The sequence below is a fragment of the Rhodoglobus vestalii genome (assembly GCF_006788895.1).
Lineage (GTDB): Bacteria > Actinomycetota > Actinomycetes > Actinomycetales > Microbacteriaceae > Rhodoglobus > Rhodoglobus vestalii.
In genome coordinates this window covers 1,629,091-1,655,224 of sequence record NZ_VFRA01000001.1, presented here as the reverse complement: position 1 = coordinate 1,655,224, position 26,134 = coordinate 1,629,091, and the positions used below count along the sequence as shown (strand labels likewise).

Here is a 26,134-nt window from a genome sequence, read left to right as displayed (position 1 = left end):
ATGATGGGGTTTAGTAGTCACGCAGAAGGTCCCTACCAACGATGTGTTTCATTACCTCGCTGGTTCCTGCGTAAATAGTGGAAGCTCGTGCGTCCAAAAACTCACGAGTGGCGGGGTGATCCGCGAGATAGCCCGCACCACCATGAATTTGTAGCGAGCGAGTCGCGATATCTTGCTGAGCTTCTGTAGCCCACAACTTGGCCATCGCTGCTTCCACCGCCGAGAGCTCGTCGTTGACGAAGCCCAGAATGCACCGATCGATGAACGCCCGACCTGCTTCGACCTGAGTTGCCAGCTCTGCGAGCATGAAGAGGTTCGCTTGGTATTCGCCAACTGGCCGACCAGCTATCGTCCTGCTTCGTGCTTGGTCAAGGGCGAGGCGCAGCATCCGCTCTGACGAGGCCGTCGCCATTAACGCAACCACGAGCCGTTCCTGCGGCAGATTAGTTCGCAGATAGTCCAACGCTTTGCCCTCTTCGCCCAAGAGATTCGAAACCGGAACACGAGCGTCCACAAACTCGAGACTTCCCATCTGCTGCGAGTGAAGCCCAATCTTGGCTAAGCTCGGCCCCCGCACTATTCCGGGAGCGTCCTTGTCGATAACGAGGAGGGAAAACTCGCCCGGACTCGTAGCGACAAGGACGATAAAAACTCCGGCGATCCCTGCGCTTCCAATGAGAGTCTTCGATCCGTTGACGATGAAGGAATCACCATCGCGATCCGCGACGGTGCGGATACCTCGCAAATCACTTCCGGCCGCCGACTCAGTTATTGCCAGTGCTGCCAACTGCTTGCCCGCGCGAAGCCGCGGAAGCCACCTCAGTTTCTGCTCCGTGGTTGCAAAACGGGAGATATAAGGTTCAACAAGGTCGTTGAAACCACCCATTGCCATAGCAACCCCCGTGGCTCCGACCGCGACCAGCTCTTCATAGAGAATCGAGCTGAATCGGAAGTCGGCGCTTATCCTCGGGTCACTGCCGAGAAGGCCTTGCTCCGCTGCGCGCAGGAAGAATTCAGGATCAACATATCCTTGCGATTCCCAGCGGGAAAGCTCTGGGACGACCGCGCGGCTAATGAAGTCAGCGACCGTGGCGCGAAACGACTCCTGCTCCGGGGTATAAAGATCGCGCTTCACGCTGACCTCCTCGTTTGTTCAGTAATTAGAATCAGAATTGAGAATCCGCGCGATGAAGGTGCCAGTTCATCAGCCACTCGTGCACTTCGAGTGCCACTAAGCGACCGGTTGCGAATGCTGAGATTGTTTAGCCAACGGGGGCGTGGTCGTGACGTTGACGACATTCGTTGGTGATGCAACTAGTGGGGCTGTAATCGCCCACTAGTTGCATCACCTGGTTAATCAGCTCGGGCCATCCACGTGTGGTGACGCTGGTCATCACTTACGGGTAAGTACGGCCAAGCTTCTCGTCGAGCTAGTTGCTGTACTGCGCGATGAGTTCTCTCGCGCGCTCTAAAACGGCTTGAGCATCGAAATCAGCATCTGCATGAGCACTCAACCAGCTCGTCACCGCAGCCTCAGCTTTCTTATCCCAGATAGGAACCTGGCTTTCGCTGAGCTCAATGGTCTCGAGCCCGTACTCGTCAACACTCCACTTGAGAGCCTGACCAACGCTCTGAGTGTCTTGATATTTCGCGGCAAAATCCCGCATTTCGGGTTTCAGCTCATCGATCGTCGCTTTAACATCGTCGGACAACGCTGCATAGCGATCTTCGGTCATGACAGCGACGAACGTGCCGGCGAGCCCGACGGGGTAATCCACGTAATAATTGATGGCCTCGGCGAGTCCGAAGTCGCGAAGAACGTCACGAGATGACACATAGCCATCGACCACATTCGTTTGGAGCGCTTGAGCAACCTCGGTGATCGGCATGCCTACCGGGACCGCCCCAAACCCTTCCATGAGTGCAACGTTGGTTGCGCCATTAACACGCAGTTGCATCCCCGCAAGATCCTCAGCTGTTTCAACCTTGTCGATGGTCTGAACGAAAGCCGGCTCGGCAGTGAACGCTGTGATGATGTGGAAGCCTTCATATTCCGCGGGCTCGAACTCTTCGATCAGGTCGTACAAGACCGCACTACCAACCACGGTGTCAGGAATATCCAAAGGGAGAGCCATCACCGAGGTAAACGGGAAGCGACCTTCATCGTTGTGAGGACTATCTAGACCAACGTCCACCAGTCCGTTCTTGACGCCATCGAAAATATCGTTGGCGCCGAGCAGTGTGCCTCCGAGGAACAGCTCGACGGTCGCATTTCCGGAGGTCCGGTCATCCAATTCTTCAGCCCATTTTTCTGCCTGCTGACCTGCGTGGGTTCCCGCTGGCGCATAAAACGCGTACTTAAGCGTGACTGATTCTTCGTTCCCCTGGTCAGCGCCACCACTGACTGAGCAACCCATCAAACTTCCTACAGCTACAATTGCCAGAGCCAGAGTAATTCTGCGTTTAAGTATCAATGTCATGTCCCGTGTTTCCCTATCTCTATAATTCGCGACGTTGCGAGGTTACCCGCTAGGATATCGTCGGGCTAAGCAGACAGAAGTACCCGTTTGGGTAATGTTTGGCTGGTGAAGATAACGATGCCGTCCGTGGCTTCTCGCTCTAGTTTCACCTGGCCGCGGTCGAATCGGGCAGCGGCCTCAGATCGATAAGGGGAAAACGCCGGTCAGCCCGAGGACCGTAGCGCTCTTGTCATGGGATGTGTGTGGCAGGGCTTAGTTCTCGGGCCAGCCGAGCAGTTTTTCAGCGTTCCTGCGATATACCAATGGTCGAATTGCGTCTTTGATGGAGAGCGCCTCGAAGTCAGTCATCCATCGCTCCGGCGTTAGCGCTGGATAGTCAGAACCGAACAGCACCTTTCCGCTAAGCGGACCATTAATCTGTTTGATCAGGTTCTCTGGGAAGTATTTTGGTGACCACCCAGAAAGGTCAATAAAGACGTTCGGTTTGTGTTGTGCAATCGCAATCGCTTCATCCTGCCAAGGAAACGAGGGGTGCGCGATAACGATCTTCAGGGCAGGAAAATCCACCGCAATATCGTCGAGATAGATCGGGTTCGAGTACTTCAACCGCATCCCGGCACCGCCTGGTTCGCCTCGACCTACACCGGTCACGCCGCTGTGGAACAAAGCAGGCACGCCCCGGCTTTCGAGTTCCTCGTAAAGTGGATAGAACTCTTTGTCAGACGGGTAAAACCGTTGTTGTGTCGGATGGAATTTGAAACCCCGAATATTGTGCTCGTCGACGAGTTCTGCGGCTTCCACCACCGCCTGTGCGCCTCGATTGGGATCAACAGAACCGAAAGGAATGATGACGTCCGGAAACTCAAGGGCGATGCGCGCAATCTCACGATCACTGACGGCCTTCTCTTGGCCGGTCGAGGCAAAGTCATCGACATCGAAGACAACGAAGGCCATGCGGCGCGCCCGGTACTCGCGCGCCATCTGACGGAGGTCAGGCAACTCTCCGAATCCGAAAAGCGCTCTCAGTGATTCCTCATGCGCCGACGGTCCGACCATGCCGGATGTCGCACGCAAGACATGCGTGTGGAAGTCAATGGCGACAATGTCTTCCGGGGCGATCGGACCCGTATCCTGTTCAGCGGTTGCTGTCAATTGGGGGTTGGTCTCGGTGCTCAAGTAAGATCCCATCCCGCCTCTGAGACGATCGATCGGCACGGACGATATTGTGCGATCCGGAGGATTGACGCGTTGAACATTTTCATGAGTTGGCTGCCTCTTCTCGGTGGTCGCGCCAAACACGAACCCTGCCGCGGTGCGCAGAAGAGGCCATTTCGGAGCCATAATCCCCGCGCGAGTCTTCGTTAATCGATAGTCTGTAAAACTTACCCGAGTTCTAAGCGGAAGTGCAACACCGTCTAAGTTGTGGTTATTGAGATCACTCCGAGAAGGGTTGCACTTCCTTGACCGCACATTACAGACATTTGATGATCGATGACCGCTTCGAGGTCCAACGCCTCTGGGAAGGTGGTGTCAGTCGGTCGGCGATTGCTCGCCGTTTAGGGGTTCACCGTTCCACGATCACCCGCGAGCTACGGCGCGGTTCGTGGCAGCCAGAACATTATCATGCGAACTTGCGTCCGTACCTGCGCAACAGGCTCGACACACGTGGCCCACATCAACGTCTCTACCTCGGGACTCAGGCCCAACTCCAGGCAGACACGCGCAGAGCCCGTTCGCATCAGCCATACCGGATGGGCTAGGACCAGCTGGTGGACTGGGTGATTTCAGCGTTGCGTCTCCGGTGGACACCCCAGGAGACCGCGGGCCGTTTACCCTCCGAGTTCCCTGACGATCTACGGATGCGAGTCAGTGCAGAGACGGTGTATTCATGGATCTATCTGCCAGCACAATCACACCGTCAACTTCGGCAATATTTGACCCGTGGGCACCGCAAACGCAGGAAGCGACAGGGCAGACGAGTGCATTCCCAGCGGATCAAGTGGCGTACCTCAATCCATGCTCGTCCCGCTGGGATCGAGGACCGTGACCAGTTCGGGCATTGGGAAGCTGACAATTTCCTTGGGGCCCACGGCACCGGCGGTCTGCACACCAACGTGGAACGCCAATCCCAGCACCTCATCGCGGTGACGATCCCCGCGATCACCGCGATCACCGCGCAAGCCACACTAGATGCGCAACTAACAATCTTCACCTCCATTCCCGCCCACGCCGCCAGATCGGTGACTGCTGACAACGGCAGCGAGTTCGCCTACCACTACCGACTTGCTGACACCCTCGGCATCCCGACGTATTTCGCTGACCCATATTCGGCTTACCAGCGGGGCACGAACGAGCACTTCAACGGTCGTATCCGCCGCTACCTCCCCAAAGGCACCAGCTTCGCTGACCTCACCCAGACAGAACTCGACGAATACACCACCGAGATCAACAACCGGCCACGCAAAATACTCGGCTGGGCAACCCCAAACGAAGTCTTCCAAGAACTATCCTCAAACCAGACCACAACACCGTGTTGCACTTCGAACTAGAACCCGGGCTATCACCCACGGCATTGCGGTCCTTGGAAACAGTTGAACTGAACTCGCGACAATTGTGACCGTTAGTAGGGGTAGCGAGTCTGGCCGTGATTAACGGAGATCCACTGCTGGGTAGTGAGTTCGTCGATTGTTGCCTGGCCGCTCAGTCGCCCCATACCGGAGTGCTTCTCCCCGCCGAACGGCACGAGTGGCTCATCAGCAATCGTTGAATCGTTGATATGCACCATCCCGGTATCGATTCGGCGTGCCATTTGCATACCCTTGGCTAAATCACGGGTGTGAAGCGCGCCACTGAGACCGTAATTGGTGCTGTTCGCGATCTCGATCGCCTCATCATCCGAATCGAACTCCATGAAGACGATCACCGGGCCGAAGAGTTCATCCTGAGCCACAGCATCCGACATGCTGACATTGTCGAGCACAACCGGGCCGAGGACGTTGCCGACGGTTTCTCCCCGGAACAGTGCCGTAGCCCCATTTGCGAGAGCGGCGTCAATGCGAGTCTGGAGGTTCTGAACTTCACGCTGGTTAATGAGCGGCCCAATGATCGTGGAGGGATCCGCGGGATCGCCAGTCTTCAGCGACGACACCTTTTTCACAAACTTCTCGCGGAACTCGTGGGCGACCGCAGAATGCACCAGAACTTTATTCGCTGACATACAAATCTGGCCCTGGTGAGTGAAGCGACTAAACACTGCCGACTCGACCGCGTAGTCAATATCGGCATCCTCACGCACGATAAAGACGTTATTGCCGCCCAGCTCGAGAATCACTTTTTTGAAGTTGCGAGCACAGACCTCGGCTACGTGTCGCCCAACAGGGGCAGAACCGGTGAATACGTGGGCACGGGGGATCGGGTGCTCAAGAAAGTAGTCTCCGATCTCAGGAATCTCGGTTACCGTGACATTGAAAAGCCCCGCGGGCAGACCGGCCTCTTCAAAAATCTCAGCCAAGAGCGTTCCGCCGGTGATCGGAGTCTCTTCGTGCGGTTTCAAGACCACACCGTTGCCAGTTGATAGTGCCGCCACAACAGGCTTGAGGCCGAGAAAGAACGGGAAGTTGAATGGACTGATGATGCCAACAACGCCAAGAGCCTTGCGGTAAACAAAGTTCTCCGTGTCGGGCACCGGAGACGGAATGATGCTGCCGTAGATTTTAAAAGCCGTTGTACTGGCGTCCTTGATCGCTTCCACAACCAGGCCGATCTCGAAAGCAGCCTTGAGCGCAGTGCCTCCGACCTCCTTGATGATCAGGTCAGCGATCTCGTCGTGCCGGCGCAACACAATCTCAGCGGCCTTCTCAAACACGCCGCGACGAGCATAAGCCGTCATTAGCTCCCACGCTGGCTGGGCAGCCTTCGCCGCCTCGTACGCTTCGTCGATGTCCTGCTTGGAGGCGATGGAGAATGTTCCGATTGCCTCGTCATTGAAGGGGTTGCTGACCACCAATTGCTTGCTGGCGGTCCCGTCACGCCAGTGGCCACCGATGTACTGCTTCGTCAGTTTTGTGAGATCCATCAAAAACGACCCTTCGTGTGTCAGCAAGATCTGCGGAATCAATCACCGGGTGCCCAGCGACTGCTCCAGTCAATTGGCCATACAAGCCGGCGGGTTAGGCCAGCGGTGTGCGCGACGTGCGCGATTTCAGCACAATAGGGGTCGAGGCTGTGTCGGGTAATCACACCCGCCACAGCCTCACCTCACTGCTCTAGATACGGTGCAGGAACCAGTCGCCCAGTCGTGCGCCAGCTACTGACATGTAGTCATAGCTGCAGTGCAGCGAACCGGCTCCGTCATAAATATCTACCGTGACATCGTCAGAAGTCAGCGCCTCGACAAAGCGATCCGCTCCCTTGATGTCCATAATGATGTCGGCGGTGCCGTGCATTACGTAGACGGGGATCTTCAGCTTGTCGGCAATGCCGTCGAGCGTGAACTCGGCGAGCTTGGCGCGTGCCTCGGCGTCATCCTTCGAGCCAGTCAACCACTGCAACTGCTTCTGCAGCGGTGGGTAGAACTCGTAAAAGTCCGTCAAGATGCTCCACGTGCCACACCAGGCAGCAACCGCTTTAATGCGTGGCTCGAAGGCCGCGGCCCGTGGCGCGTAGTATCCGCCGAAACTCACTCCAGCGAGACCGAAACGATCTGCATCGACATCGCTTCGTTTCTCAAGGAAATCGAGGATCGCGGCAACCGGTACCTCATAGTCGGGGCGGCTATACATCTCTTTGAACCGCAACGAGCTTCCGCGACCCGGAGTATCCACCATCACGACGTTCATTCCCCGCGCCGGAAATTCGGTGCCGCCGAGCGAATACAGTTCTTCGGCCCAGGAATCCGCTCCGCCAAGGAACAACACTGTGGGGCGAGCTTCACCGGAGTTATCCGGGCGCACAATGTAGCCCTCCATTTCCTTTCCTTCGAAAGGAACGGCGATTGGTTCAATCAGGCCACCCGAGAGTTCTGCCGCCTTCTTGAAGTTCTTGGTGCCCTCCATGTACGCCACAGTACGGCGAGGGTCGAACGAGTCAAGGAAGAACTCCGAGTGACGCCAGTAGCTCATTGACCGGTGGAACGCCCGACGGGCTGTCGTGTGCTCGCCACGCTCGAGTGCCGCATTGCCTTCTGCAGCGACATCCGTAGCAGTGCGGGTCCACTCACGTTCCCAAACCTCAGGGTCAGTAGTCTCAGTGCCGATGCGGCCTGCGGTGCGAGCGCACTCAAAGAGGTCAGCCCCGCCTACCGCGACCTGCGAAAGTAGACGCATGGTCTGCAGCGACCAGTCCTCGTCTTGGGGGAATAGCTCGATAAGCGATAATGCGTCGCCGTTGTTGCTAGTAGACATTTTCTATCTCCTTCAGTGTTTTCTTACAGTGCGTAGTGAACTAACGTGCCGCAATGAGCGAGGCCTCGACAGCTTCATCCCAAGGTGTGCGGTTCTGAATCGCGACTTTGTATTTCGCGAGCTGGCGTGGGGCGCCGATGCAGACAGCACCGATCACCACCCCGTCGCGCCCAAAGGTTGCGACAAGTTTGTCGTCTGACAGAGTTTCGATATTTGTGTGATCCGCACCAGTCGTGCGACCGACGAAACGCATCTTGGTATCGAACTGGTCCGTCCAAAAATATGGGACCGAAGCGAAAGGATCCCGGTTGCCGAGAAGCGTGGCCGCAGCATGGCGACCTTGATCAATAGCATTCGTCCAATGTTCGACGCGCATCTCCTCATCGAAGATCGGATTGCGCCAACTAACGATGTCTCCTGCAGCAACAACGTTCGGCACTGAGGTCATCAAGTCTGGAGTGCACGCAAGACCATTAGTGATTTCTACCCCGCTGTTTGCGAGCCACTCAACGGCAGGCGTTGAGCCAACACCAGCAACAACAATGTCGGCATTGATGACGCTGCCATTTGTTAACGTGACAACAGCACCATTGATGCCCCATTCGATCGCCTCGAGCGCACTGCCACACCGCACGTTCACGCCATTGCGTTCATGCAGGCCCTGGTACCAGCGCCCGATATCACCGACAAATACTCGTGAGAGTGGTGCCGGTCCTCTCGCGATAACCGTGACATCAAGTCCCTGCCACCGGGCAGCAGCCGCGACCTCAAGACCGATAAAGCCACCGCCGACAAGCACCAAATGCTTTCCCGGAGCAAACTCTGCTCTCAGCCTGATGGCATCATCCATCGAGTGCAACACGTGCAGCCTAGGTTCTCCATGAACCACAGAAAGCTCACGCACCGCGGATCCAGTAGCAAGAACCAGACCGTCGTACTCACGTTCGGTGCCATCGCTTAGCGCAACGCGTTGCGCTATCGGATCGAGGCCGCGCGCAGGATTCCCGAGAACAACGTCGAGCCCGTTCTTCTCGTACCAGTCAGACTCCTTGAGCAGCAATTGTTCTGGTGCCATGTCCGTGAGAAGCATCTGCTTAGACAAGGGCGGCCTGTCATAAGGCAAGCTCTCTTCTGCGGAGATCAGCGTGAGATCTCCCTCGAAGCCGTGCTCACGAAGTGCTTCTGCGGCGTTAACCCCGGCGAGCGACCCTCCGACGATCACGACGCGATCCACTAGACATCCTCAACAACGATGGCTCGAGCCGGACAACCACGCGTAGCCGCATCAGCCTGAGCGCGGAGTGCTTCATCGTGTTCGTCTCCTCCAAGAACGATGGCCTTATTGGTGTCATCATCGATGTCGAAAAGTGCGGGACCTTCGATGAGGCAGTTGGCATAGCCTTGGCATAGGTCTAGATCGACCGTAACTTTGAACGCCATTCTCTTCATCCTTTCGTGCGGATAACGGTTCGGTTAGTGCCCCGAGGATTCGAGGTGCTCTATTGGCGGAGTGACCTTTGCCGCGCGGGCGGCCTGAGGCGTGTTTCGGCTGCGCAAAGTGCGCACGATACCGCCGGTAATCACCGCGGAGATCCCGGGAATGTCGCCCACCGAAAGTGCACCAAGCGCATCGTCTTTGGTCGAGCCCCATGGAGCATCAATGATCACGATGTCTGCAGCTCTCCCCACGGCGATGAAGCCAGCAGGAAGGTCCCAAATATTCGCGTTATTACCAGTCGCTGCTGCCCATACCATGCCAGGATCAACGTCGGAAAGAGACGAGAGCTCGGCGACTGTCTTCATAACGCCGAGTGGCATGACGCCGGTGCCGGTCGGGGTATCCGAGCCAATGACCACACGGTCAAAGACATCCTTTTCAACCGCGCGGTTGATAATACGAACCGCTTGGCGAACGTTGCCCGCTTGCACGAGCTGCAACGCCATATCCGTCTCATCCATGATTCGATCAACACCCTCTTCGGCGAGAGAGGTTGGTCCACCATTGATATGACCGCAGACCTGCGGGGCAAGAAGCATCAGGTGATCGGGGGTGATCGGCTTACTTCCGGGAATGCTGGCTCCACCCGAATGGCACATAACGGTAATGCCGTACTGTTTAGCCCACGTCACTTGTGCCAAGCCATCTGCGGGATCGCTATACCGGCCGAAGCCAAATTTCGCGAGATGGACACCTGCTGCTTGCAGCTCGGCGAAATCTTTCTCCTGCAACGTTGGCTCCAACACCACAGCACCCGCGTGAACAGTCATGCCGTTCGGGTGGAAATTGTCGAAGCACTCCTTGGCCGCGATGGCGAGAGCTTTGACGCCAGAAGCCGTGCTCGGTCGACCCGGCGCATGAATCTCGCCCGGAGATACGATGCTCGTGATTCCACCGTGAACATAGCTAGCCAAGAAGTCCACGGTCTTTTGGCGAGGCGTGTAATCGCCAAGAACAACATGGCAGTGGGAATCGATCAGACCAGGAGCAACGGTCGTGCCGACTGCGTCGATAACGTATTTCGAGGTATCGACCTCGGCCTGCAAGTCACTCTGCATCCCGACGGCGGTAATCTTGCCGTCGCGAACAACGATCGTGTCAGCATCTGCGATGACCGGAGCGCGCCAGTCTCCGGAGAGGATTGTGCCAGCACCTATTACCGCGAGCGAGCCGTTCATCGGTGCTTCTCCTGAGCCTCAGCGATCGACATGCCGCCAACACGGGCGTTGATTCGACCACGGTTAGTCACAGCGGCGATGACAATGAGCTCATCGGAGTGGGGCGCATCAGGCACACGAACTTCCATCGAGTCGTAGTGCGAGCGAACCCACACATCGTCCTTGTAAGCGGTGGGGACATCAATGACGGTGCCGGCTACACCAGGCTTTGTCACCGAAGTAATCCATGCAGCACCTCCACCCATTGCCTCGCGAAAAGCATTACCGAAGACAGAGGTGAGGGCAGCATTAACGTGCTCCTGCTCACCATCGGCTCCCACGAGGCCCGCCTTGCCGTAGCTCTCGACCGGAGCCCCGAGCAGCAGCACAGCCTGCTCCCCGAGCATTGTTCCGATCTCGGCTGACGCCTCTACCAGGGCCGAAAGGTCTTCGACATACCCTTGACCGGCGAACGGGTTTTTGATCACGGCGCACACAGCTACCTTGCGCACCGGGCCACCAACGTCAGTGTTTCCTGCAGAAGAACGAGTCTCCTCGATCTGCGAAAAAACCTTACGGATCTGGATCAGACTCTCAGTCATTTCATTCCTCAATTTCTAGGTTGGTATCTGTGGGACGACGGGGCCCCGAATATATGGACAGTAGTGGTGCACTGCTGTGGATCCGAGAGAGCTAAAGTCTTCGGCCACCGTCAGTGCGGATCACGACGCCTGTGACGACTCGAGCGTCGACCGGATCGGCAAGAAAACGGTAGGCACCGCTGTGGTCTTCGGGCATCGCCGTTATGCCAAGTAACGTGCCAGCAGCAATCCGCTCGTCGCGGCCTTCGACCTTGTCTGCGGTCACTGTCTGACCGAGAGAGGAGAGACCGCCAAACTTGGTGCCTCCGGTTCCTCCCGGGGCGACGCCATTAACCCGGATAACCGGCGCGAGCTCTGCGGCGAGATGATCGACGATTCCACGAAGAGCCCATTTTGAGCTGCCGTAGAGTACGCCGCCACCGATCGCGTTGAATGCTGACTCCGACAGCGTAAGAGTGATCGACCCGCATGCCTCTCGAAGCACGGGAACAGCGATGTTTACCGCAAGGAGAGTCGCGCCCACGTTAATGCGCCAGATCTCCTCGGCAGCATCAATTAGCTCCGCTGGGGAGAGGTCGCTTACCCGTGAATAGTTGTCAAAAGCACCCACTCCGCACGTGAGGTTGTGCAGCTTGCCGTTCTCATCTGCGGCAGCGGCGACTGCTGCGCTGAGAGTTTCGGGATCTGTCGCGTCACCAACCATTGTGCGGATCCGACCGCCCGACGCTTCTCGGACGGCATCCGCACCAGGCGCTGAACGGTTGAGCACAGTGACGATCGCACCCTCGCGGTCATATCGCTCGGCTGCGGCTCGGGCGATACCTGATCCGCCACCGGTGACGAGGATATGCAACCCTGCGAGGGAGTTACTCATGCGCCAGGGCTCCTCGCCAGAAGCTCCGTAATGAACTCGGGCTCTTGGTAGCTGAGCACGTCGAGGGCCACCGCATCGAAACGCACGCAGGTTCCGCGTCGTGGGGACCACAATTCGAGGCGCATACCGTTGCGCGTCGAAACCTTGCGCACAACCACGTCGGCGAACTCGTTGGCAATGACGATGGGTCCCGCGTTTCCGCCATCCTTAGGAAACTCGAAAACTTCACCCTCGTCTGGATTCTCGGCCTGGGGCCGAGGATTCGATTCAGTCATGATGTACTCCGATCAGATGAAGATGGACAGGTTGTGCGCGTTGATGATCGCCTGGTCAATTGCCGCCCAGCGTCGAGCGATCTGATAGCTGTCACCAACTCGACGCACAAGGTCCTTACGGAAAACCGACACGAAGTTCGGTTCGATGCTGTCGCCGCGGCTGCGGTAGATCAGACAGTACGACGTGACCTCATACTCGCCAGTCTTTTCGCTGTCGTCGATCAGCACGTTCGTCACGTAGTGCCGGGTCCGCGACGGGGGCTGTTCTGCCCACGCGAAGTCGGTTTCCAAGCGGCGAACGCGAACCTCAAGGGTCTGCTTGTTGTCTTGGAAGATACGGCCCGTTGGTGAAAGCTCCCACTCAGCGAGGCCCTCACGTACGACGCGCAATGGCACGTCATAGGTGATGTCCTCGGCGAGAAAATCGAGCCAATCGCGGAATCGTCGCTCATCGACAGCAAGCGCTTCGCGAGCGATGAATTCTTTGATGTCTTCTTGGATTGCACGATCTACCGTGCTCAGAGCGGTCACGATTATGCCTCCCCAAGGAGGTAGTCAGCCCAACGGCCCCAGAGGTTTCGAAAGTTGGAGTCATTTACATATGGCTTGACAACGTGGCCGGGGCCCCGGAAGTCTTCATCGCGTTCAGTTTCCATACCCATCAGGTAGGGGAACTCGATGCCCTTTGCCGCCGATGATTTTGCCATGCGGGTCAGTCGCGCCCAGTTTTCCAAATCGTCTTGCTCGAAAGTACCCGCCTGCGCGAAGGTCAACGTGTAGGCCTGATATGCCGCTTCCTTATATTCGTCGGACGCATCCTTCGGCACGAGACACCAGGAGTACATCTCACATTTGCCCGGACCGATGGGGTGATAGAGCCGCATCGTGACGAAACGTACTCCGGTCTCACCGGGAATCAGGCTGAAGGGTTGCATCAAGAACGAAAGATTCGGGAAAACCGTTCCGACTGCGGTGCGAGTGTTACTAAACACTTCGACCTGATCGGGAGTAAGGCTCTTCTTTATCTCAGCGGTGAGGGCGTCGGGGAACCCTGCAAACGGTGTGAAACCGGGAGTGTGACCGAGCCCGATTCCGTGGCCCTTGCCCGGTATGCTGGCAGCCCAGCCTTGACTGTGCGTTGCCCCAGAAGAGGGGAAGTAGCCAAGGTTGAATCCGAACTGATGGGCTACCGGCGTGTGGTATCCATCGCCCGCAAAGTTCTCGGCCGCGATCTTCCAGTCAGTCTCGGTGATCCAGTGGTCCGGTGGGCCATGAACTTCGCTGCCATTCGGGCCCTGCTTGAGATAGAGGTCGAGGTAGAACTGGAACCCGCCAAGATAATCTTCGAGCGACGAAGCGTCCTCGTTGAATGTACCGAACACCAAGCCCTCATAGGTGTCGATGCGTGCCTTGACGAGGCCCCAGTCCTTTCTCTTTAACTTGCCTTCATAACCTTCAGCTAGGTAGGGCACACCGATGAGTTCACCAGAGTTTTTGTAGACCCAACCGTGATACGAGCAACGGAAGTGCGAGGCGTTGCCCATCTCCGATTTGCACATCATGTTTCCGCGATGACGACACATGTTGAGATTCGCGTGAATCTCTCCATGTTCGTCACGCGCGACAATCAGATTGTTGTTCCCGATGTAGCGAGTGACATAGTCGCCCGGCTTCGGAATCTCCGACTCGTGAGCGAGGAACGTCCAGGCTTGCCCGAAAAGTTTCTCCTGCTCAAGATCGAATATCTCCTGATCGTTGAACACATATGCGGGAAAGCGACCGTGATCGATACCCTCTCGGATATCGCGTAGGCGTGCTTCCATGTCCGGATTCTCTGACTGCGTTGTCATGATGACCTAACTGATTCTTTAGTGGTTTTTCACTACTTGTTGCGGGCACCCATGCGCGTTTCGATCTCAGTGATGATCTGCTTGTAGCGCTCGACGTGCTCAAGCGTGCTGTCCCAGTGCTTCTGAGGAACGAGGTCCTCGGTGTAGGGAACGCGGCTCTTGCCGACGTGGATGTAGCCAGCTTCGTTCACACGGATCTTCTCGAGCGGGATGTTGTATTTCGCGAACTCAAAGAAGTCCTGCCCAACAATGAAGGGCTCGTGAGCCCAACGCAGACGCTCGGTCAGCCAGCGTGCATCTTCTACACGTCCCTGTTGCAAAGCGTCACGCAGGTGCAGAACGGGACCCGGACCCATCGCGGTCGTTGAGGACCAGGCCATACCGACGAGTTCTTCACCGTACATCTCCCAGGCGGGGAACCAGTCGGTCTCGATCGGCATGAGCGGGAAGCGAGTTCCGGTGTGAGCCATGTCGTTGTGGTAACGGAAACCAACAGACGCGCCACCGGCGTACTTCACCGCAACCACCTGAGGCAGTTCGATGAGGGTTCGGTAGACCGAGCGAGGAATGATTCCACCGAAAGCTGCAGTGTTGTCGTAGACAACCATCGCCATCTCAGGAACAGCCTCAGCGACGTCACGGTAAAACTTATCCATAACGGGGGCGACCATTTCGCCCCACATAGGACGGCCAAGCAACGTACCGGTAGCACCAATGCCCGAGAGGAACCGCGTACGCGCAATGGTTTCGCGAGTACTCAACGTGGTCGCACCGACGAAGATCGGGAAGTCGGGGTTGACCGAGTGAGCGGTCTGTACGGCGCACTCAGCGAATGCCTTCCACTCGTCGAGCGTCAGTGTTGCCATCTCGCCGAGGGTTCCGTTGAGCGCAATTGCGTCAACACCGTCTGCCATGAGCGCCTTAATCATGCGCTCGGTCTCGACCAGGTCGACCGTGTCCTGCGCTTCTACCTCGTCGGCACCAGGGAGAGCCGGAGTAGGAGGATACGACATGACGCCTCGCATGTCGCGACCTGTAACTTTAGGAAGCTTGCTCATACTGTTTTCTCTTTTCGTAGAAGCCAGACGCGAACAGTCGCGGCCGGCGGTATCTGGGTGGAACTGATTACAAGTGAAGACCGGGAGTCGCGGCCGCTACAGCCGTTCCCGTCAACCATTCAGGAACTGGTTCGTACGCGAGCACTTCGAACGGAGCGTCAACGGCACCCGCAGCCGCGATCCAAGTGCGCACTTCGTGTGCACCATTACCCGCGGCATCGATCTCCTGCGGCGAGTAGTTTTTGAGCTGCTCCGGGTCACCGCTTTCGATCCGGGCGATGAAGTCGCGATCAAATTCCTCATTAACCGTGCCGGATTCCGGAAGACCGACCCAGTGCGACAATCCACCCGTTCCGATCACGATTACCCGATCGACCTCGTTCTGGGCCTCGACGGCGTGGCGAACCATCTCACCAAAGTCATAACAGCGCTTCGCGGTAGGCCACGGCGGGTTTACCCCATTGAGGATGATCGGTACTAGGGGGTACTTCGACTCCGGATCTAGATGCTTCAGCGGAACACAGAAGTTCTCGTCGAACGCGAGGCCCCCTTCGACCAGAGCCGGATCAAACTCATTGGTGAGCGCGAACTCGTAAATGTGCCGACCGAGCTTCCCGTTGCCGGGGTAGTCGTGCTGGGGAACGTCAATGAACTCAGACATCTCGGCCGTCACTGGCCCAAGGTAAGAGTCCGCGGTTGCGATCGCGAATGCCGGCAGATTGCCGAAGTTGAAATTTGTGAAGTGCTCAACCGAAATCGCGACGATTGCGTCCGGTTTCAGCGCATCAATGCGTCGACGAGCCTCCGCAAAAGCATTCTCTACGGCTTCGCGCTTGCGCGGTTCCGCACGTTCGGGCCATCCAGTTATTCCTGGAGAATGGGATGCTGCGAACGCCCCTACAATCTTGCCCATTAGTTCTTCCCCTCGCGGATCTGCTCGTAGTAACTCTCACGGCCCACCTGCAGTTGGAGCGCGCAGAAGTAAATGAGATACGGGTTGGCCCCGATCTCATGGAGTTTCTTGAAGTCGAGGGTCAGCATCGCTTCGCGAGCGTCGCCCTCAAGGCCGTATTCATTGAGTACCACTGACGGATCGGCGCGAAAGCGCTTCGCAAGTTCGGGATCCTTCCGGATCTCCCACAACAATTTGTGGAGACTGTACATCTGCTTGCCCCTCTCGATCGCCCGTCATGGCGTCATTGCCTCAATGGAGATGACCTCGGATGTAAGTCCGGATCACTTGAATCCTACGAAGACCCTGCCGTTCTTCGCGTCACCCGGTTGGGGCATCTGTGGCGATAACAGAGGGTTTCCGGTACTTCTCAAGTAGCTATTTTTCGCGACCAACCTGTGGTTGCGAAATGCTGCTCTGATCTCACCCTATACGGATTGTCGACAAAATGACACCGGTCAATCGAGAATCTGTTGTAGGCGCGGGTGCTCGGGTGCGCAAGTTCAACCCCGGACACCGAATCCTTCAGGGATTCTAGAGTCGGATTGCTCGAGTCAGCCTCAAAGAAGCGTCGAAGAAGCCACGGTGACCAGTGCGTCTGGGCCGGGTGAAGTAATTTTGTCGACATTTTTGACCCTCAACTGCGGTGGACACCCGCTCGCCGGCCGCATCCTCTCGATATGCTCGACTCCAAGCCTTCACACTAGAGAAACAATCACGCTAACTCCGGAGGACCCCATGCCGCCAGACGAGATCACGGGCACCGTTGACTCTTCCCTTGATATTCGCGACGCCCTCAAACAGGCCATTGCGAACGGTGAGTACGCGCCGGGGGTCAAACTCGTCGAGCGAGAACTCACCCTGCGCTATGGCATCGGCCGCACCGGCGTCCGCGACGCGATACGACACCTAGCCGCCCAAGGAATCGTTGAGCTCACTGAAAATCGTGGTGCACGAGTAAGCGAGTTGAGCTACGCCGAGGCCATCGACATGTACCAAGTGCGTGGAGTGCTCGAAGGCTTGGCCGGTGAACTCTTCGCGGTGCGCGGTACTGCTCACGAAAAAATGCAATTCGCTGAATCTCTCGAGCCAGTGCGCCACGCCATCGAGTCTTCCGACATCACCGGCGCACTCGTTGCAAGCGACGTCTACTACGCGCACCTGCTGGAGGGTGCCCGCAACACAGAACTCCACGAGATCATCGAAAGGCTGCACGTACGCATTAATCAGATTCGGCGTGTCTCGCTTTCTGTTGAATCGCAGTCCAAGCCAACGATTGATGCCCTCCAGAGAATCGTCAACGCTGTACTCGCCGGCGACCCCACCGACGCACGAAACGCGTGCATAGAACACGTCAAATCTTCGGCAGCCGCAACACTCCCGGCCATGGCCCGAACACCCGAACGTCCTTCGCGTTGAGCGGCACAGAGACCCCAACACGGTGACGCGGAAGTGCACCGTGGCTTCATAAACTGCAGGGGTGACGTGAACCAAGGAGTCGGGATGCAGTTTCATCAGTACGGCTACGTTTCTGGTGACCTGCGCATCCAGCCCGCTTCTCAACTAGGGCGCGAGCGCCCGCAAGAAATTCCCGACGAAGTCGATGTACTCATCGTCGGCACCGGTCCGGCAGGAATGATTGCAGCGGCGCAGCTCTCCGAGTTTCCGAACGTGACGACCCGAATCGTCGAGCAGCGCCCCGGAAGACTCGAGATCGGTCAGGCGGATGGAATTCAGCCACGCAGCGTGGAAACTTTTCAGGCTTTCGGATTCGCTCAGCAGATCATCCAAGAAGCGTACCAACGGTCTGAAACCTCCTTCTGGAAGCCAGACCCCGCCAATCCCTGCCAGATTATCCGCACTGCAGTCACTCCCGACGATGATAAAACCATCAGCGAATTCCCCGTCTCACCGTCAATCAGGCACGCGTGCTCAACTACGTCGCCGAAGTCGCCGCCAACTCACCAACCCGCCTAGCGCCCGACTACGGGGTCGAGTTCATCGACCTCACGATCGCCAGCGAAGGCGAATACCCGGTTGCCGTCACGGTCAAGCCCGTGGCCGGTGACGCACGCGTCGTCCGAGCAAAGTACGTGCTCGGCGCCGATGGTGCGCGCAGTAAGGTGCGGGCCGCAATCGGCTGTGTTTCCGCCGGCGAGAAGGCCAACCATGCCTGGGGTGTGCTTGACGCCTTAGCTGTTACCGACTTTCCCGACATCCGTTCAAAGTGCACGATCCAATCTGAAGCGGGCAATATCCTGCTGATCCCGCGCGAGGGCGGGCACCTTTTTCGCATGTATATCGATCTCGGGCAAGTAGCTGCCGATGACAATGGTGCGGTGCGTCACACGACGGTCGACCAGATCATTGCGAAAGCCAACGACATCTTGCACCCCTACGTGCTCGACGTTCGGCACGTCGCTTGGCACAGCGTCTATGAAGTCGGGCACCGGGTAACTGACAGGTTCGATGATGTTCCCGTGACAGAACTCGGCACCCGCACCCCTCGCGTGTTCATCGCGGGCGATGCCTGCCACACGCACAGCGCCAAGGCAGGACAGGGGATGAACGTCTCGAAGCAAGACGGCTGGAACATCGCCTGGAAACTCGGCCACGTGCTCGAAGGGCGCAGCCCACAAGACCTGCTGGCCACTTATAGCGCTGAACGTCGCCGCGTTGCCGAAAATCTCATCGACTTCGACCGCACGTGGTCAACGATGCTCGCCAAAAGCCAGAAGACTTCGAGAACGCATCGGAACTAGAGGACTTCTACGTGCGAACCGGCGAATTTCCTGCCGGCTTCCTGACGCAGTGCGCATCGTCACAACTCACCGGTGAGACACACCACCAGGAGTTGGCAGCCGGATTCGCGATCGGCAAACGCTTCAAGTCTGCAATGGTCACTCGCGTGTGTGACGCAAACCCGATCCACCTCGGTCACCAGGCCACCGCTGATGGTCGTTGGCGTATTTACGTCTTCGCGGATGCCGGTCCCTCCCGCGGTTCCACGGCGGTCGACGACTTCGCCCAGTGGCTAACGACCTCTGTCGATTCGCCTCTGTCGGCAACCCCTTCTGGTCTCGGCACGGATGCGTGGTTCGATGTGAACGTTATTTTTCCGTGCTCACATCGTTCAATCGACATGAGCACGGTAGCGGATATTTTCACACCGCAGGTTGGTCCGTTCTCGCTGATTAACTACGAAAAGGTTTATGCGCTCAACTCGGACGAGAATATTTTTGAGCAGCGCGGCATTAGTCGCGATGGGGCGATTGTCGTAGTTCGCCCCGATCAATACGTCGCACAAACAGTTCCGCTATCAGGGGCTACCGACCAGCTCGCGACATTCTTTCGCCCTATTCTGGCGACTCAGTAGCTCAGCACCGGAGCAGGGGCTCGCCGATCACCGATCGATCTGCCCTGCCCTCAGGCCACCATAACCGGGTGCCCTAGTGTCCGACGAAGTCCTGCGCCGCCCACTCACCCATGATGGTGGGATCAATTACGACATCGAGCAGAAGGGGGCCATCTCGATGCCCATCCCAGTCCTTCACAACATCAAGATCGTCTAGCGTTCTCACTGTCACAGTTTTTGCGCCCGATCCAGAGGTAAACGCACCAATATCTGTATCCGCGAATCGCACCAGATCGACGTGAGGGTCATCAGCACCGAAGTGGTGAACTTCGGCACCATAGGCACCGTCGTTGTAAATTACGATCACAATTGGCAAGTTGAGTCTGACCATTGTCTCAAGTTCTGAAATTCCCATAAGGAAGCCGCCATCACCACATGCCAGCACGACTGTGCGGTAGGGTCGCCCAATAGCGGCACCAACTGCGGAGCCCATTCCGAGGCCGATCGACTGAAAACCAGCGCTAGAGAATACGAATCCTGCGGGATCGGGAACGCTAAGACCGCGAACAGGCCAGCCGATAAAATGACCGCCATCGAGGACAAGCGTCCGTTCGTGAGGCAACATCGTCTCAAGACGAGCCGTCACTTCACCGGGGTGAAGTGGGGCTCCGGCTTCGGCAGTGTAGACATCCACATCATTCGTAAGGTTTCTTTGACCTGCGTGAGCGTCACGATGAGGCTCACCTTGCGGTGCAGGAAGAAGCGTCCCAAGCGCTGCTGCGGTCTCGCGGGCATCTCCGAGCATCGCCACGGCTGCGTACGCGCTGACGTGGAGGCCGGGCAACTCAGAGTCAATCTGAATCACTGTCGGATTGTTGTCGAACAATGTACCGGCACGTGTGGTCCAGGTCGTCAGAGAAGCTCCAACGACCAGAACCAGATCGGCGGCGTGCAACGTCTCAACGGTCATGTCCGATGAGAAACCTCCACAGATTCCCAGCAGACGATCGTTGCCAGTGAAGAGTCCGTGCGCCATCGCTGACGTGCACAGTTTCGCGTTGATGATCTCGGCGAGGTTCACTAGCGCGTCTTCTGCCCCCGACAGCATTGCGCCACGACCGGCCAAAATAACCGGGCGTTCGGCAGCCGCGAGCAGTTTGGCGGCTGAGGCAAGTGCCGCCGCCGACGGCACCACGCGCGGCCGCTCCCTCAACGCTGGAATATGCGATGAATCGAACTCAATGAGAGTCTCTTGTACGTCGATCGGCACGGCCAGCACGATCGGACGTCGTTCGTCGTGAGCGCGTTGCATCACCGCTGCTACATCGTCGACCGCTGTCTCAGGCGACCGTATGGTTTCGTAGCCAGCACCCACTGACTCGACGAGAGCCTGCTGGTCGATAAGAAAGTTTGACCTACGCGTGCTTGCCGAGGTGGCACCAGAGATCACCACTAGTGGCACACGTGACTTCACCGCTTCGCCCAAAGCCGTTACCGCGTTTGACAACCCGGGCCCTTGGTGCACGCTGGCTGCCGCTATCTCGCCCGTAGTACGCCAAAATGCATCGGCCATGGATACGGCCGCACTTTCGTGACGTGCCGGCACGAAGTGTGCCCCCACCGCCTCAAGCGCTGCTGTCGGTAAATAGTTTCCGCTGCCGACGACCCCGAAGACTGTCCGTACTCCGTGCGTCCGGAGGACACTGCCGATCACGGTTGCTACCGTCACAACTTTTGACATGAAAATTCCCCTCATCGTGCAGCCCAACACCACAAGCTGCGTTTCACCGAAACGGGTGCAGATGCGCCCCTTACTTTTGTTAAGCGCACGACATCACGGTACTGGTCGACAGGACCGGGCACCCTTGCCTGTAGCGTCACACTCGACCGGAGAAAAGCCTGAGACCGGGCTCCAGATCTACACGAGTATCCACCAACTTTACGAGAACGACAGAATCCGCGCGTCACCCACTTGAGCTATTTCGATGCCTGATCTGGCACGATTGGCGCTCGACGGTCGCTAGTCGAGCAGGAGGGCAGGCTCCTCAAGCACGCTCGCCAAGTCAGCAACGAAACGGCTCGCGACATCCCCATCAACAATGCGGTGATCAAAGCTCGCACTCACCGTAGTGACATAGCGCGCCCGCACTTCGCCATCGACAACCCACGGCTTCTGCTTGATCGAGCCCAGAGCCACAATCGCGGCCTCACCCGGGTTGATGATCGGCGTTCCCGTATCCATGCCATAGGAACCGATATTAGTAATCGTGATCGTGCCGTTCGACATCTCCGCCGGTTGCGTCTTGCCATCACGCGCCGTAAGGGTCAAGTTCTCGAGGGCCTTCGCCAGCTCAAGAAGGCTCAACTCTTGCGCATCCTTGATGTTCGGAACAATCAGTCCGCGCGGAGTCGCCGCAGCGATCCCCAGGTTCACGTAGTGGTGAACAACGATCTCCGTGTCCCTCCAGCTGGAATTCACGGTGGGGTTGCGGCGCACAGCCCAGTTCACAGCCTTGGCCATAATCAGCAGCGGACTCACGCGCACACCAGCAAAATCGGTGGAGTTCTTGAGTCGCTTCACAAACTCCATGGTTCGCGTGGCATCAACATCAGTGAATACGCTCACGTGGGGTGCGGTAAAAGCGCTGTGCACCATCGCCTTCGCAATTGCCTTACGCACGCCCTTCACAGGAAGACGCTCTTCGCGCTCGCTTCCCCACTCGGGCGTCTCAATGTTGCGGAACACACTGGCCTGCGACGCATGACGAATCACATCTTCACGCGTAGTTTCACCCGCCAGCCCGGTAGCGCCAACCTCCGCAAGCTCAACGCCCAAGTCTTTGGCAAGCTTGCGAATCGGCGGCTTAGCGATGATCGGGCTCGCGAATGCTGCCGGCACGGATGCCGGGCGCGGCTTTGACGCAGCAGTTGCGCCCGCATCACCCTTGGCGGACTGCGCACCCTTACGCCTGCGAGAGCTCACGTGACCCGCAGAACCGTACCCCACAAGAACGGCGCCGGGCTTGTCGTCGTCGCTGGCGATAGTGGATGCCGTGTCGGCGATGGTTCCGTGAGCTTCGTCCTCGCCGGAACCCGGAGCCGTCAACTCAACTGCTCCGCCCTGAGACTGCACGGCGATGATCGGGGTTCCGACCTCAACCGTCATCCCCTCCTCAACCAGCAGTTGAGTAACCGTGCCGGCGAAGGGCGACGGCAACTCGACAAGAGACTTTGCGGTCTCAATCTCAACAAGCACCTGATTGATGACAATCTCATCACCGGGCGCGACCTTCCACGAGACGATCTCGGCTTCAGTCAGCCCCTCGCCCACATCGGGGAGAGGAAATTCAGATACAGCCACAAGGGCCTCCTTCGTCAGTAGGCCAACGCCCGGTCAACAGCATCCAGGATGCGGTCAACACTAGGCAAGTACACGGATTCCAGTTTGGCGGGAGGGAACGGCGTGTCGTAACCGCTCACCCGCAGCACCGGTGCTTCGAGTGAATAGAATGCACGCTCGGATACCGTCGCGGCAACCTCCGAGCCCACGCTCACATTTCCGGGTGCCTCTTGCACCACAACAACGCGACCCGTTTTTTGGGCGGATGCCACGATCGGCTCGTAATCGATGGGAGAGAGCGATCGAAGATCCACGACCTCCACGCTCGTACCCTCCTCGGCGGCCAGTTCTGCTACCTGCAGCAGCATCGACACAATCGCTCCATGACCAACCAGAGTGACTTCGGTGCCCTCCCGCACTACACGGCTGGCGTGCGTGGGCATTCCGCTTGATTCACGATCAACCTCGCCCTTCTGCCAGTACCGGGATTTCGGCTCGAAGAACATCACCGGGTCGTTGCTCGCGACCGCTTCCTGAATCATCCAGTACGCATCGTGGGGAGTTGCGGGGCTCAGCAGGCGCAGTCCGGCGGAGTGAGCAAAGTAGGCTTCGGGGCTCTCTTGGTGGTGCTCGACCGCGCCGATGTGTCCACCGTAGGGAACACGAATCACGACAGGCATCGACAGCACACCCGCGTGGCGGGCCGTCATCTTGGCCAGTTGGGAGGTGATCTGGTCGAAGCCCGGAAAAATGAAACCATCAAACTGAATCTCGCACACCGGGCGGAATCCGTTCATGGCAAGCCCGATCGCCGTACCCACAATTCCTGATTCAGCCAAGGGGGTGTCAAGCACTCGCTTGTCACCGAACTCCGCCTGAAGTCCCTCGGTTACCCGAAAAACCCCGCCGAGCGGCCCAATGTCTTCACCCATGAGCAACACTTTGCTGTCGAGGCCCATGGCGGCGCGCAGTCCCTCATTGAGGGCCTTCGCCATCGTCATCGTCTCAGTCATCGTCTCAGCCATTAGTGACCCTCCTCAAACGAAGCCTCGAAGTCGGCGAGCGCCTGGCGCTGCGCATCCATCACAGGGTGGGGGTCGGAATACACGTGATCGAAGAGGGTTGAGCTGGCAGGAACCGGCAGTTCGGTGATCCGCTTGCGGATATCGGCGGCGAGATCATCACCCTCGGTCGCGATCTCATCAAAGAACGACTGGCTCGCACCACGAGCGCGCAGGAACGTCTCGAATCGAGTAATCGGGTCGCGCTGGGCCCAGAACTCGAGTTCGCTGTTGTCACGGTATTTCGACGGATCATCGCTCGTGGTGTGCGCCCCCATGCGGTAGGTGAGCGCCTCAATGAAGCGGGGCCCCTGACCGGCGCGGGCGGCATCCAAGTTGGCCTCCGTGACCGCAAAGCTGGCGAGCACATCGTTGCCATCGATTTGTACGCTCGGGATGCCGAACCCTTCGCCGCGCAAATAGAGCGGCGTGCGCGACTGGCGTGACACCGGAACCGAGATAGCCCAGTGGTTGTTCTGCAAAAAAAACACCTGAGGGGTCTGGTAGCTGGCAGCGAAAACCATTGCTTCGCTGACATCACCCTGGCTTGTGGCGCCGTCGCCGAAGTAGGCAATGACGGCGGTGTCTTTATCGGGGTCGCCGGTGCCCACGCGACCGTCAAGATTGAGGCCCATCGCGTATCCGGTAGCGTGCAGCGTCTGCGAGCCGATAACGAGCGTGTAGAGGTGAAAGTTGTCGTGATCTTGAGGGTCCCAGCCGCCATGACTGAGACCGCGGAACATTGACAGGATGGTGATCGGGTCAACACCGCTCATGAGCGCAATGACGTGTTCGCGATACGAAGGGAAAAGGTGATCTTGCGGCTTCGCTGCGCTAGCGGAACCCACCTGGGCTGCCTCTTGACCATGGCTCGGCACCCACAGCGCGAGCTGGCCCTGACGCTGCAGGTTGGCAGACTCGATATCGAAGCGGCGCATCACCACCATGTGGCGGTGAAACTCGTGAAGAGCATCGTCGCTGAGCTTCTCTACATACGGGAGGTACTGTTCGCTGGCATCGCTGTGAACGAGCGTGCCCTCGGGAGACAGCAGCTGAACCGTCGCGGCGGTATAAGGCATTTGACTAATCTAACGTGGCTTGCGGGGCTTCGTTTTCCTTGGAACTCACAACCTCGTGCGCTGCCCTTAGGAGTTTCTCCACAGATTCTTCCTCGCCAACACTCACCCGAAGACCCTCACCGAGAGCACGAACGACAATGCCGTGCGATCGAAAAACCTCTGCAGCCCAATTGGTTGCTGCCCCCGTCGGTAGCCACACAAAGTTTCCGCTCGGCGCTGGCACCGTCCAGCCCTGGCTCAGCAAACCAGAAACGATACGGTCACGCACCGCATTAAGCCGCCGCACACGCTGCAACAATTCATCTTCATGTTCGAGGGATGCGATGGCTGCCGTCTGAGCGAGTTCGGTCACCGACAGGGGAATTGCTACCGCTCGCGCCGCATCCATCACGTATTCGGGGCCTATCGCATACCCGATTCGCAGGCCGGCAAGCCCGTAGGCTTTCGAGAAGGTGCGCAGCAGCACCAGGTTGGGGTATTTGCCGAGAAGGGTTTCGCCGCGCACCGCCTCGGGGTCGGTCACAAATTCGCAATACGCCTCATCGAGCACAACAAGCACGTTCTCGGGCACAGCGGCCATGAATTCCCGGAACTCGGCATCGGTGACCACCGTGCTGGTGGGGTTATTGGGGCTGCACACAATGACGACCCGCGTGGATGCCGTGATTGCTGCGCTCATACCGGCCAGGTCGTGCCGGTGGTCGGCGCCGTTCGCGATCTGCACGCTAGTGGCCCCTGCGGCGGAGACCAGCAACGGGTATGCCTCGAAGCTGCGCCACGAGTAGAGGACTTCGTCGCCTCGGGCCGCCGCGGCGCTGATGAGTTGGGCAAGAACAGCCACGGAACCGGCACCGACCTGAACGCTCTCGGTGGTCACCCCGAACCGGGCCGCGATCTGTTTTCGCAGTTCGTGCGCGGAGGCGTCGGGGTAGCGGTTGATGTTGTGCGTGGAGAGTTTCGCCAGCACCGACGGCAGTGGCTCGAACGGATTCTCGTTTGACGACAGCTTGAAGGCGTCTGCTTCGGCGGGCGCGCCTTGACGGTAGGGCACGAGGGCGGCGATCTCGGGTCGAAGCTGCACGCGGTGGGTGGTCACTTACCCAGCCTAGAGCCGTCAGCCTGCACGATTGTTTCGCCGAGACGACAAATTG

General features: G+C 58.0%; 22 protein-coding genes and 2 pseudogenes. 3 read left to right on the top strand and 21 right to left on the bottom strand.

Features of this window, described 5'->3' with window-relative positions; all coding sequences use genetic code 11:
* Positions 1 to 10: 10 nt before the first annotated feature.
* From FB472_RS07990 to FB472_RS07980, 3 genes are all read right to left on the bottom strand, one after another.
* On the bottom strand, positions 11 to 1,135 hold the full coding sequence (locus FB472_RS07990) for an acyl-CoA dehydrogenase family protein (RefSeq protein ID WP_141990458.1): 1,125 nt from the start codon (positions 1,133 to 1,135) through the stop codon (positions 11 to 13).
* 295 nt (positions 1,136 to 1,430) lie between these two features.
* Entirely contained in the window at positions 1,431 to 2,417 is a 987-nt protein-coding gene (gene dctP / locus FB472_RS07985; protein WP_170192058.1) for a TRAP transporter substrate-binding protein DctP, read from the bottom strand.
* Between the two features lie 315 nt (positions 2,418 to 2,732).
* On the bottom strand, positions 2,733 to 3,779 hold the full coding sequence (locus tag FB472_RS07980) for an amidohydrolase family protein (RefSeq protein ID WP_215730414.1): 1,047 nt from the start codon (positions 3,777 to 3,779) through the stop codon (positions 2,733 to 2,735).
* 182 nt (positions 3,780 to 3,961) lie between these two features.
* On the opposite strand from FB472_RS07980, the pseudogene FB472_RS07970 reads away from it, so the two are divergent.
* Positions 3,962 to 5,029, top strand: a pseudogene (locus FB472_RS07970) (IS30 family transposase).
* A gap of 71 nt (positions 5,030 to 5,100) precedes the next feature.
* On the opposite strand, the gene FB472_RS07965 reads toward FB472_RS07970, so the two are convergent.
* The 13 genes from FB472_RS07965 to FB472_RS07905 form a co-directional block, all read right to left on the bottom strand.
* Positions 5,101 to 6,555: an aldehyde dehydrogenase family protein gene (locus FB472_RS07965; RefSeq protein ID WP_141990454.1), complete on the bottom strand. Its 1,455-nt coding sequence runs from the start codon at positions 6,553 to 6,555 to the stop codon at positions 5,101 to 5,103.
* Between the two features lie 190 nt (positions 6,556 to 6,745).
* Positions 6,746 to 7,882 (bottom strand): alpha/beta hydrolase family protein, encoded by a 1,137-nt coding sequence (locus FB472_RS07960; protein WP_141990453.1) that lies wholly within the window; start codon positions 7,880 to 7,882, stop codon positions 6,746 to 6,748.
* A gap of 40 nt (positions 7,883 to 7,922) precedes the next feature.
* Positions 7,923 to 9,116 carry an NAD(P)/FAD-dependent oxidoreductase gene (locus tag FB472_RS07955; RefSeq protein WP_141990452.1) on the bottom strand — a complete coding sequence of 398 codons (1,194 nt, stop codon included), beginning with the start codon at positions 9,114 to 9,116 and terminating at the stop codon, positions 7,923 to 7,925.
* The gene (locus tag FB472_RS07950) at positions 9,116 to 9,322 is read right to left on the bottom strand and encodes a ferredoxin (RefSeq protein WP_141990451.1); all 207 of its coding nucleotides are present in this window, start codon (positions 9,320 to 9,322) and stop codon (positions 9,116 to 9,118) included. Before FB472_RS07950 ends, FB472_RS07955 begins: the two co-directional genes overlap by 1 nt.
* Positions 9,323 to 9,355: 33 nt before the next feature.
* Positions 9,356 to 10,558: an amidohydrolase family protein gene (locus FB472_RS07945; protein ID WP_141990450.1), complete on the bottom strand. Its 1,203-nt coding sequence runs from the start codon at positions 10,556 to 10,558 to the stop codon at positions 9,356 to 9,358.
* Positions 10,555 to 11,139: an amino acid synthesis family protein gene (locus FB472_RS07940; RefSeq protein ID WP_141990449.1), complete on the bottom strand. Its 585-nt coding sequence runs from the start codon at positions 11,137 to 11,139 to the stop codon at positions 10,555 to 10,557. The genes FB472_RS07945 and FB472_RS07940 overlap by 4 nt, the downstream gene beginning before the upstream one ends.
* A gap of 91 nt (positions 11,140 to 11,230) precedes the next feature.
* Positions 11,231 to 12,013: an SDR family NAD(P)-dependent oxidoreductase gene (locus tag FB472_RS07935; protein WP_141990448.1), complete on the bottom strand. Its 783-nt coding sequence runs from the start codon at positions 12,011 to 12,013 to the stop codon at positions 11,231 to 11,233.
* A complete protein-coding gene (locus FB472_RS07930; RefSeq protein ID WP_215730413.1) occupies positions 12,010 to 12,288 on the bottom strand; it encodes a hypothetical protein in 279 nt (92 codons plus the stop codon). The genes FB472_RS07935 and FB472_RS07930 overlap by 4 nt, the downstream gene beginning before the upstream one ends.
* A gap of 12 nt (positions 12,289 to 12,300) precedes the next feature.
* Complete coding sequence (locus tag FB472_RS07925; RefSeq protein ID WP_170192056.1) at positions 12,301 to 12,819, bottom strand: aromatic-ring-hydroxylating dioxygenase subunit beta; 519 nt, start codon at positions 12,817 to 12,819, stop codon at positions 12,301 to 12,303.
* 2 nt (positions 12,820 to 12,821) lie between these two features.
* Positions 12,822 to 14,111, bottom strand: coding sequence for an aromatic ring-hydroxylating oxygenase subunit alpha (locus FB472_RS07920; protein ID WP_170192055.1), 1,290 nt, complete (start codon positions 14,109 to 14,111; stop codon positions 12,822 to 12,824).
* Between the two features lie 59 nt (positions 14,112 to 14,170).
* On the bottom strand, positions 14,171 to 15,196 hold the full coding sequence (locus tag FB472_RS07915) for a dihydrodipicolinate synthase family protein (RefSeq protein WP_141990445.1): 1,026 nt from the start codon (positions 15,194 to 15,196) through the stop codon (positions 14,171 to 14,173).
* 67 nt (positions 15,197 to 15,263) lie between these two features.
* Positions 15,264 to 16,109 carry a DODA-type extradiol aromatic ring-opening family dioxygenase gene (locus FB472_RS07910; RefSeq protein WP_141990444.1) on the bottom strand — a complete coding sequence of 282 codons (846 nt, stop codon included), beginning with the start codon at positions 16,107 to 16,109 and terminating at the stop codon, positions 15,264 to 15,266.
* On the bottom strand, positions 16,109 to 16,360 hold the full coding sequence (locus FB472_RS07905) for a hypothetical protein (protein WP_141990443.1): 252 nt from the start codon (positions 16,358 to 16,360) through the stop codon (positions 16,109 to 16,111). The genes FB472_RS07910 and FB472_RS07905 overlap by 1 nt, the downstream gene beginning before the upstream one ends.
* Positions 16,361 to 16,733: 373 nt before the next feature.
* Between FB472_RS07905 and FB472_RS07900 the strand changes: the two genes are divergently transcribed.
* Together FB472_RS07900 and FB472_RS07895 are read left to right on the top strand one after the other, a co-directional pair.
* Positions 16,734 to 17,567: a GntR family transcriptional regulator gene (locus FB472_RS07900; RefSeq protein ID WP_141990442.1), complete on the top strand. Its 834-nt coding sequence runs from the start codon at positions 16,734 to 16,736 to the stop codon at positions 17,565 to 17,567.
* 84 nt (positions 17,568 to 17,651) lie between these two features.
* Positions 17,652 to 19,524: pseudogene (locus FB472_RS07895) on the top strand (FAD-dependent monooxygenase).
* A gap of 73 nt (positions 19,525 to 19,597) precedes the next feature.
* On the opposite strand, the gene FB472_RS07890 reads toward FB472_RS07895, so the two are convergent.
* The 5 genes from FB472_RS07890 to FB472_RS07870 all read right to left on the bottom strand — a co-directional run bounded on the left by FB472_RS07890 (position 19,598) and on the right by FB472_RS07870 (position 26,079).
* Complete coding sequence (locus FB472_RS07890) at positions 19,598 to 21,244, bottom strand: thiamine pyrophosphate-binding protein (RefSeq protein ID WP_170192054.1); 1,647 nt, start codon at positions 21,242 to 21,244, stop codon at positions 19,598 to 19,600.
* A gap of 279 nt (positions 21,245 to 21,523) precedes the next feature.
* Complete coding sequence (locus FB472_RS07885; protein WP_141990440.1) at positions 21,524 to 22,864, bottom strand: dihydrolipoamide acetyltransferase family protein; 1,341 nt, start codon at positions 22,862 to 22,864, stop codon at positions 21,524 to 21,526.
* 14 nt (positions 22,865 to 22,878) lie between these two features.
* Positions 22,879 to 23,856, bottom strand: a complete 978-nt coding sequence (locus tag FB472_RS07880) for an alpha-ketoacid dehydrogenase subunit beta (protein WP_141991513.1) — start codon at positions 23,854 to 23,856, stop codon at positions 22,879 to 22,881.
* Between the two features lie 11 nt (positions 23,857 to 23,867).
* Positions 23,868 to 24,983, bottom strand: coding sequence for a thiamine pyrophosphate-dependent dehydrogenase E1 component subunit alpha (locus tag FB472_RS07875; protein WP_141990439.1), 1,116 nt, complete (start codon positions 24,981 to 24,983; stop codon positions 23,868 to 23,870).
* A gap of 4 nt (positions 24,984 to 24,987) precedes the next feature.
* A complete protein-coding gene (locus FB472_RS07870; protein WP_141990438.1) occupies positions 24,988 to 26,079 on the bottom strand; it encodes a histidinol-phosphate transaminase in 1,092 nt (363 codons plus the stop codon).
* Between the last annotated feature and the right edge of the window lie 55 nt (positions 26,080 to 26,134).

What these genes read in the sequence shown, in the direction of transcription:
- FB472_RS07905 (WP_141990443.1), bottom strand. Translation starts at nt 16,360, where the DNA reads ATGTACAGTCTCCACAAATTGTTGTGGGAGATCCGGAAGGATCCCGAA.
- FB472_RS07890 (WP_170192054.1), bottom strand. Translation starts at nt 21,244, where the DNA reads ATGTCAAAAGTTGTGACGGTAGCAACCGTGATCGGCAGTGTCCTCCGG.
- FB472_RS07875 (WP_141990439.1), bottom strand. Translation starts at nt 24,983, where the DNA reads ATGCCTTATACCGCCGCGACGGTTCAGCTGCTGTCTCCCGAGGGCACG.
- FB472_RS07920 (WP_170192055.1), bottom strand. Translation starts at nt 14,111, where the DNA reads ATGGAAGCACGCCTACGCGATATCCGAGAGGGTATCGATCACGGTCGC.
- FB472_RS07935 (WP_141990448.1), bottom strand. Translation starts at nt 12,013, where the DNA reads ATGAGTAACTCCCTCGCAGGGTTGCATATCCTCGTCACCGGTGGCGGA.
- FB472_RS07915 (WP_141990445.1), bottom strand. Translation starts at nt 15,196, where the DNA reads ATGAGCAAGCTTCCTAAAGTTACAGGTCGCGACATGCGAGGCGTCATG.
- FB472_RS07960 (WP_141990453.1), bottom strand. Translation starts at nt 7,882, where the DNA reads ATGTCTACTAGCAACAACGGCGACGCATTATCGCTTATCGAGCTATTC.
- FB472_RS07950 (WP_141990451.1), bottom strand. Translation starts at nt 9,322, where the DNA reads ATGGCGTTCAAAGTTACGGTCGATCTAGACCTATGCCAAGGCTATGCC.
- FB472_RS07940 (WP_141990449.1), bottom strand. Translation starts at nt 11,139, where the DNA reads ATGACTGAGAGTCTGATCCAGATCCGTAAGGTTTTTTCGCAGATCGAG.
- dctP (WP_170192058.1), bottom strand. Translation starts at nt 2,417, where the DNA reads ATGGGTTGCTCAGTCAGTGGTGGCGCTGACCAGGGGAACGAAGAATCA.
- FB472_RS07880 (WP_141991513.1), bottom strand. Translation starts at nt 23,856, where the DNA reads ATGACTGAGACGATGACGATGGCGAAGGCCCTCAATGAGGGACTGCGC.
- FB472_RS07930 (WP_215730413.1), bottom strand. Translation starts at nt 12,288, where the DNA reads ATGACTGAATCGAATCCTCGGCCCCAGGCCGAGAATCCAGACGAGGGT.
- FB472_RS07910 (WP_141990444.1), bottom strand. Translation starts at nt 16,109, where the DNA reads ATGGGCAAGATTGTAGGGGCGTTCGCAGCATCCCATTCTCCAGGAATA.
- FB472_RS07945 (WP_141990450.1), bottom strand. Translation starts at nt 10,558, where the DNA reads ATGAACGGCTCGCTCGCGGTAATAGGTGCTGGCACAATCCTCTCCGGA.
- FB472_RS07965 (WP_141990454.1), bottom strand. Translation starts at nt 6,555, where the DNA reads ATGGATCTCACAAAACTGACGAAGCAGTACATCGGTGGCCACTGGCGT.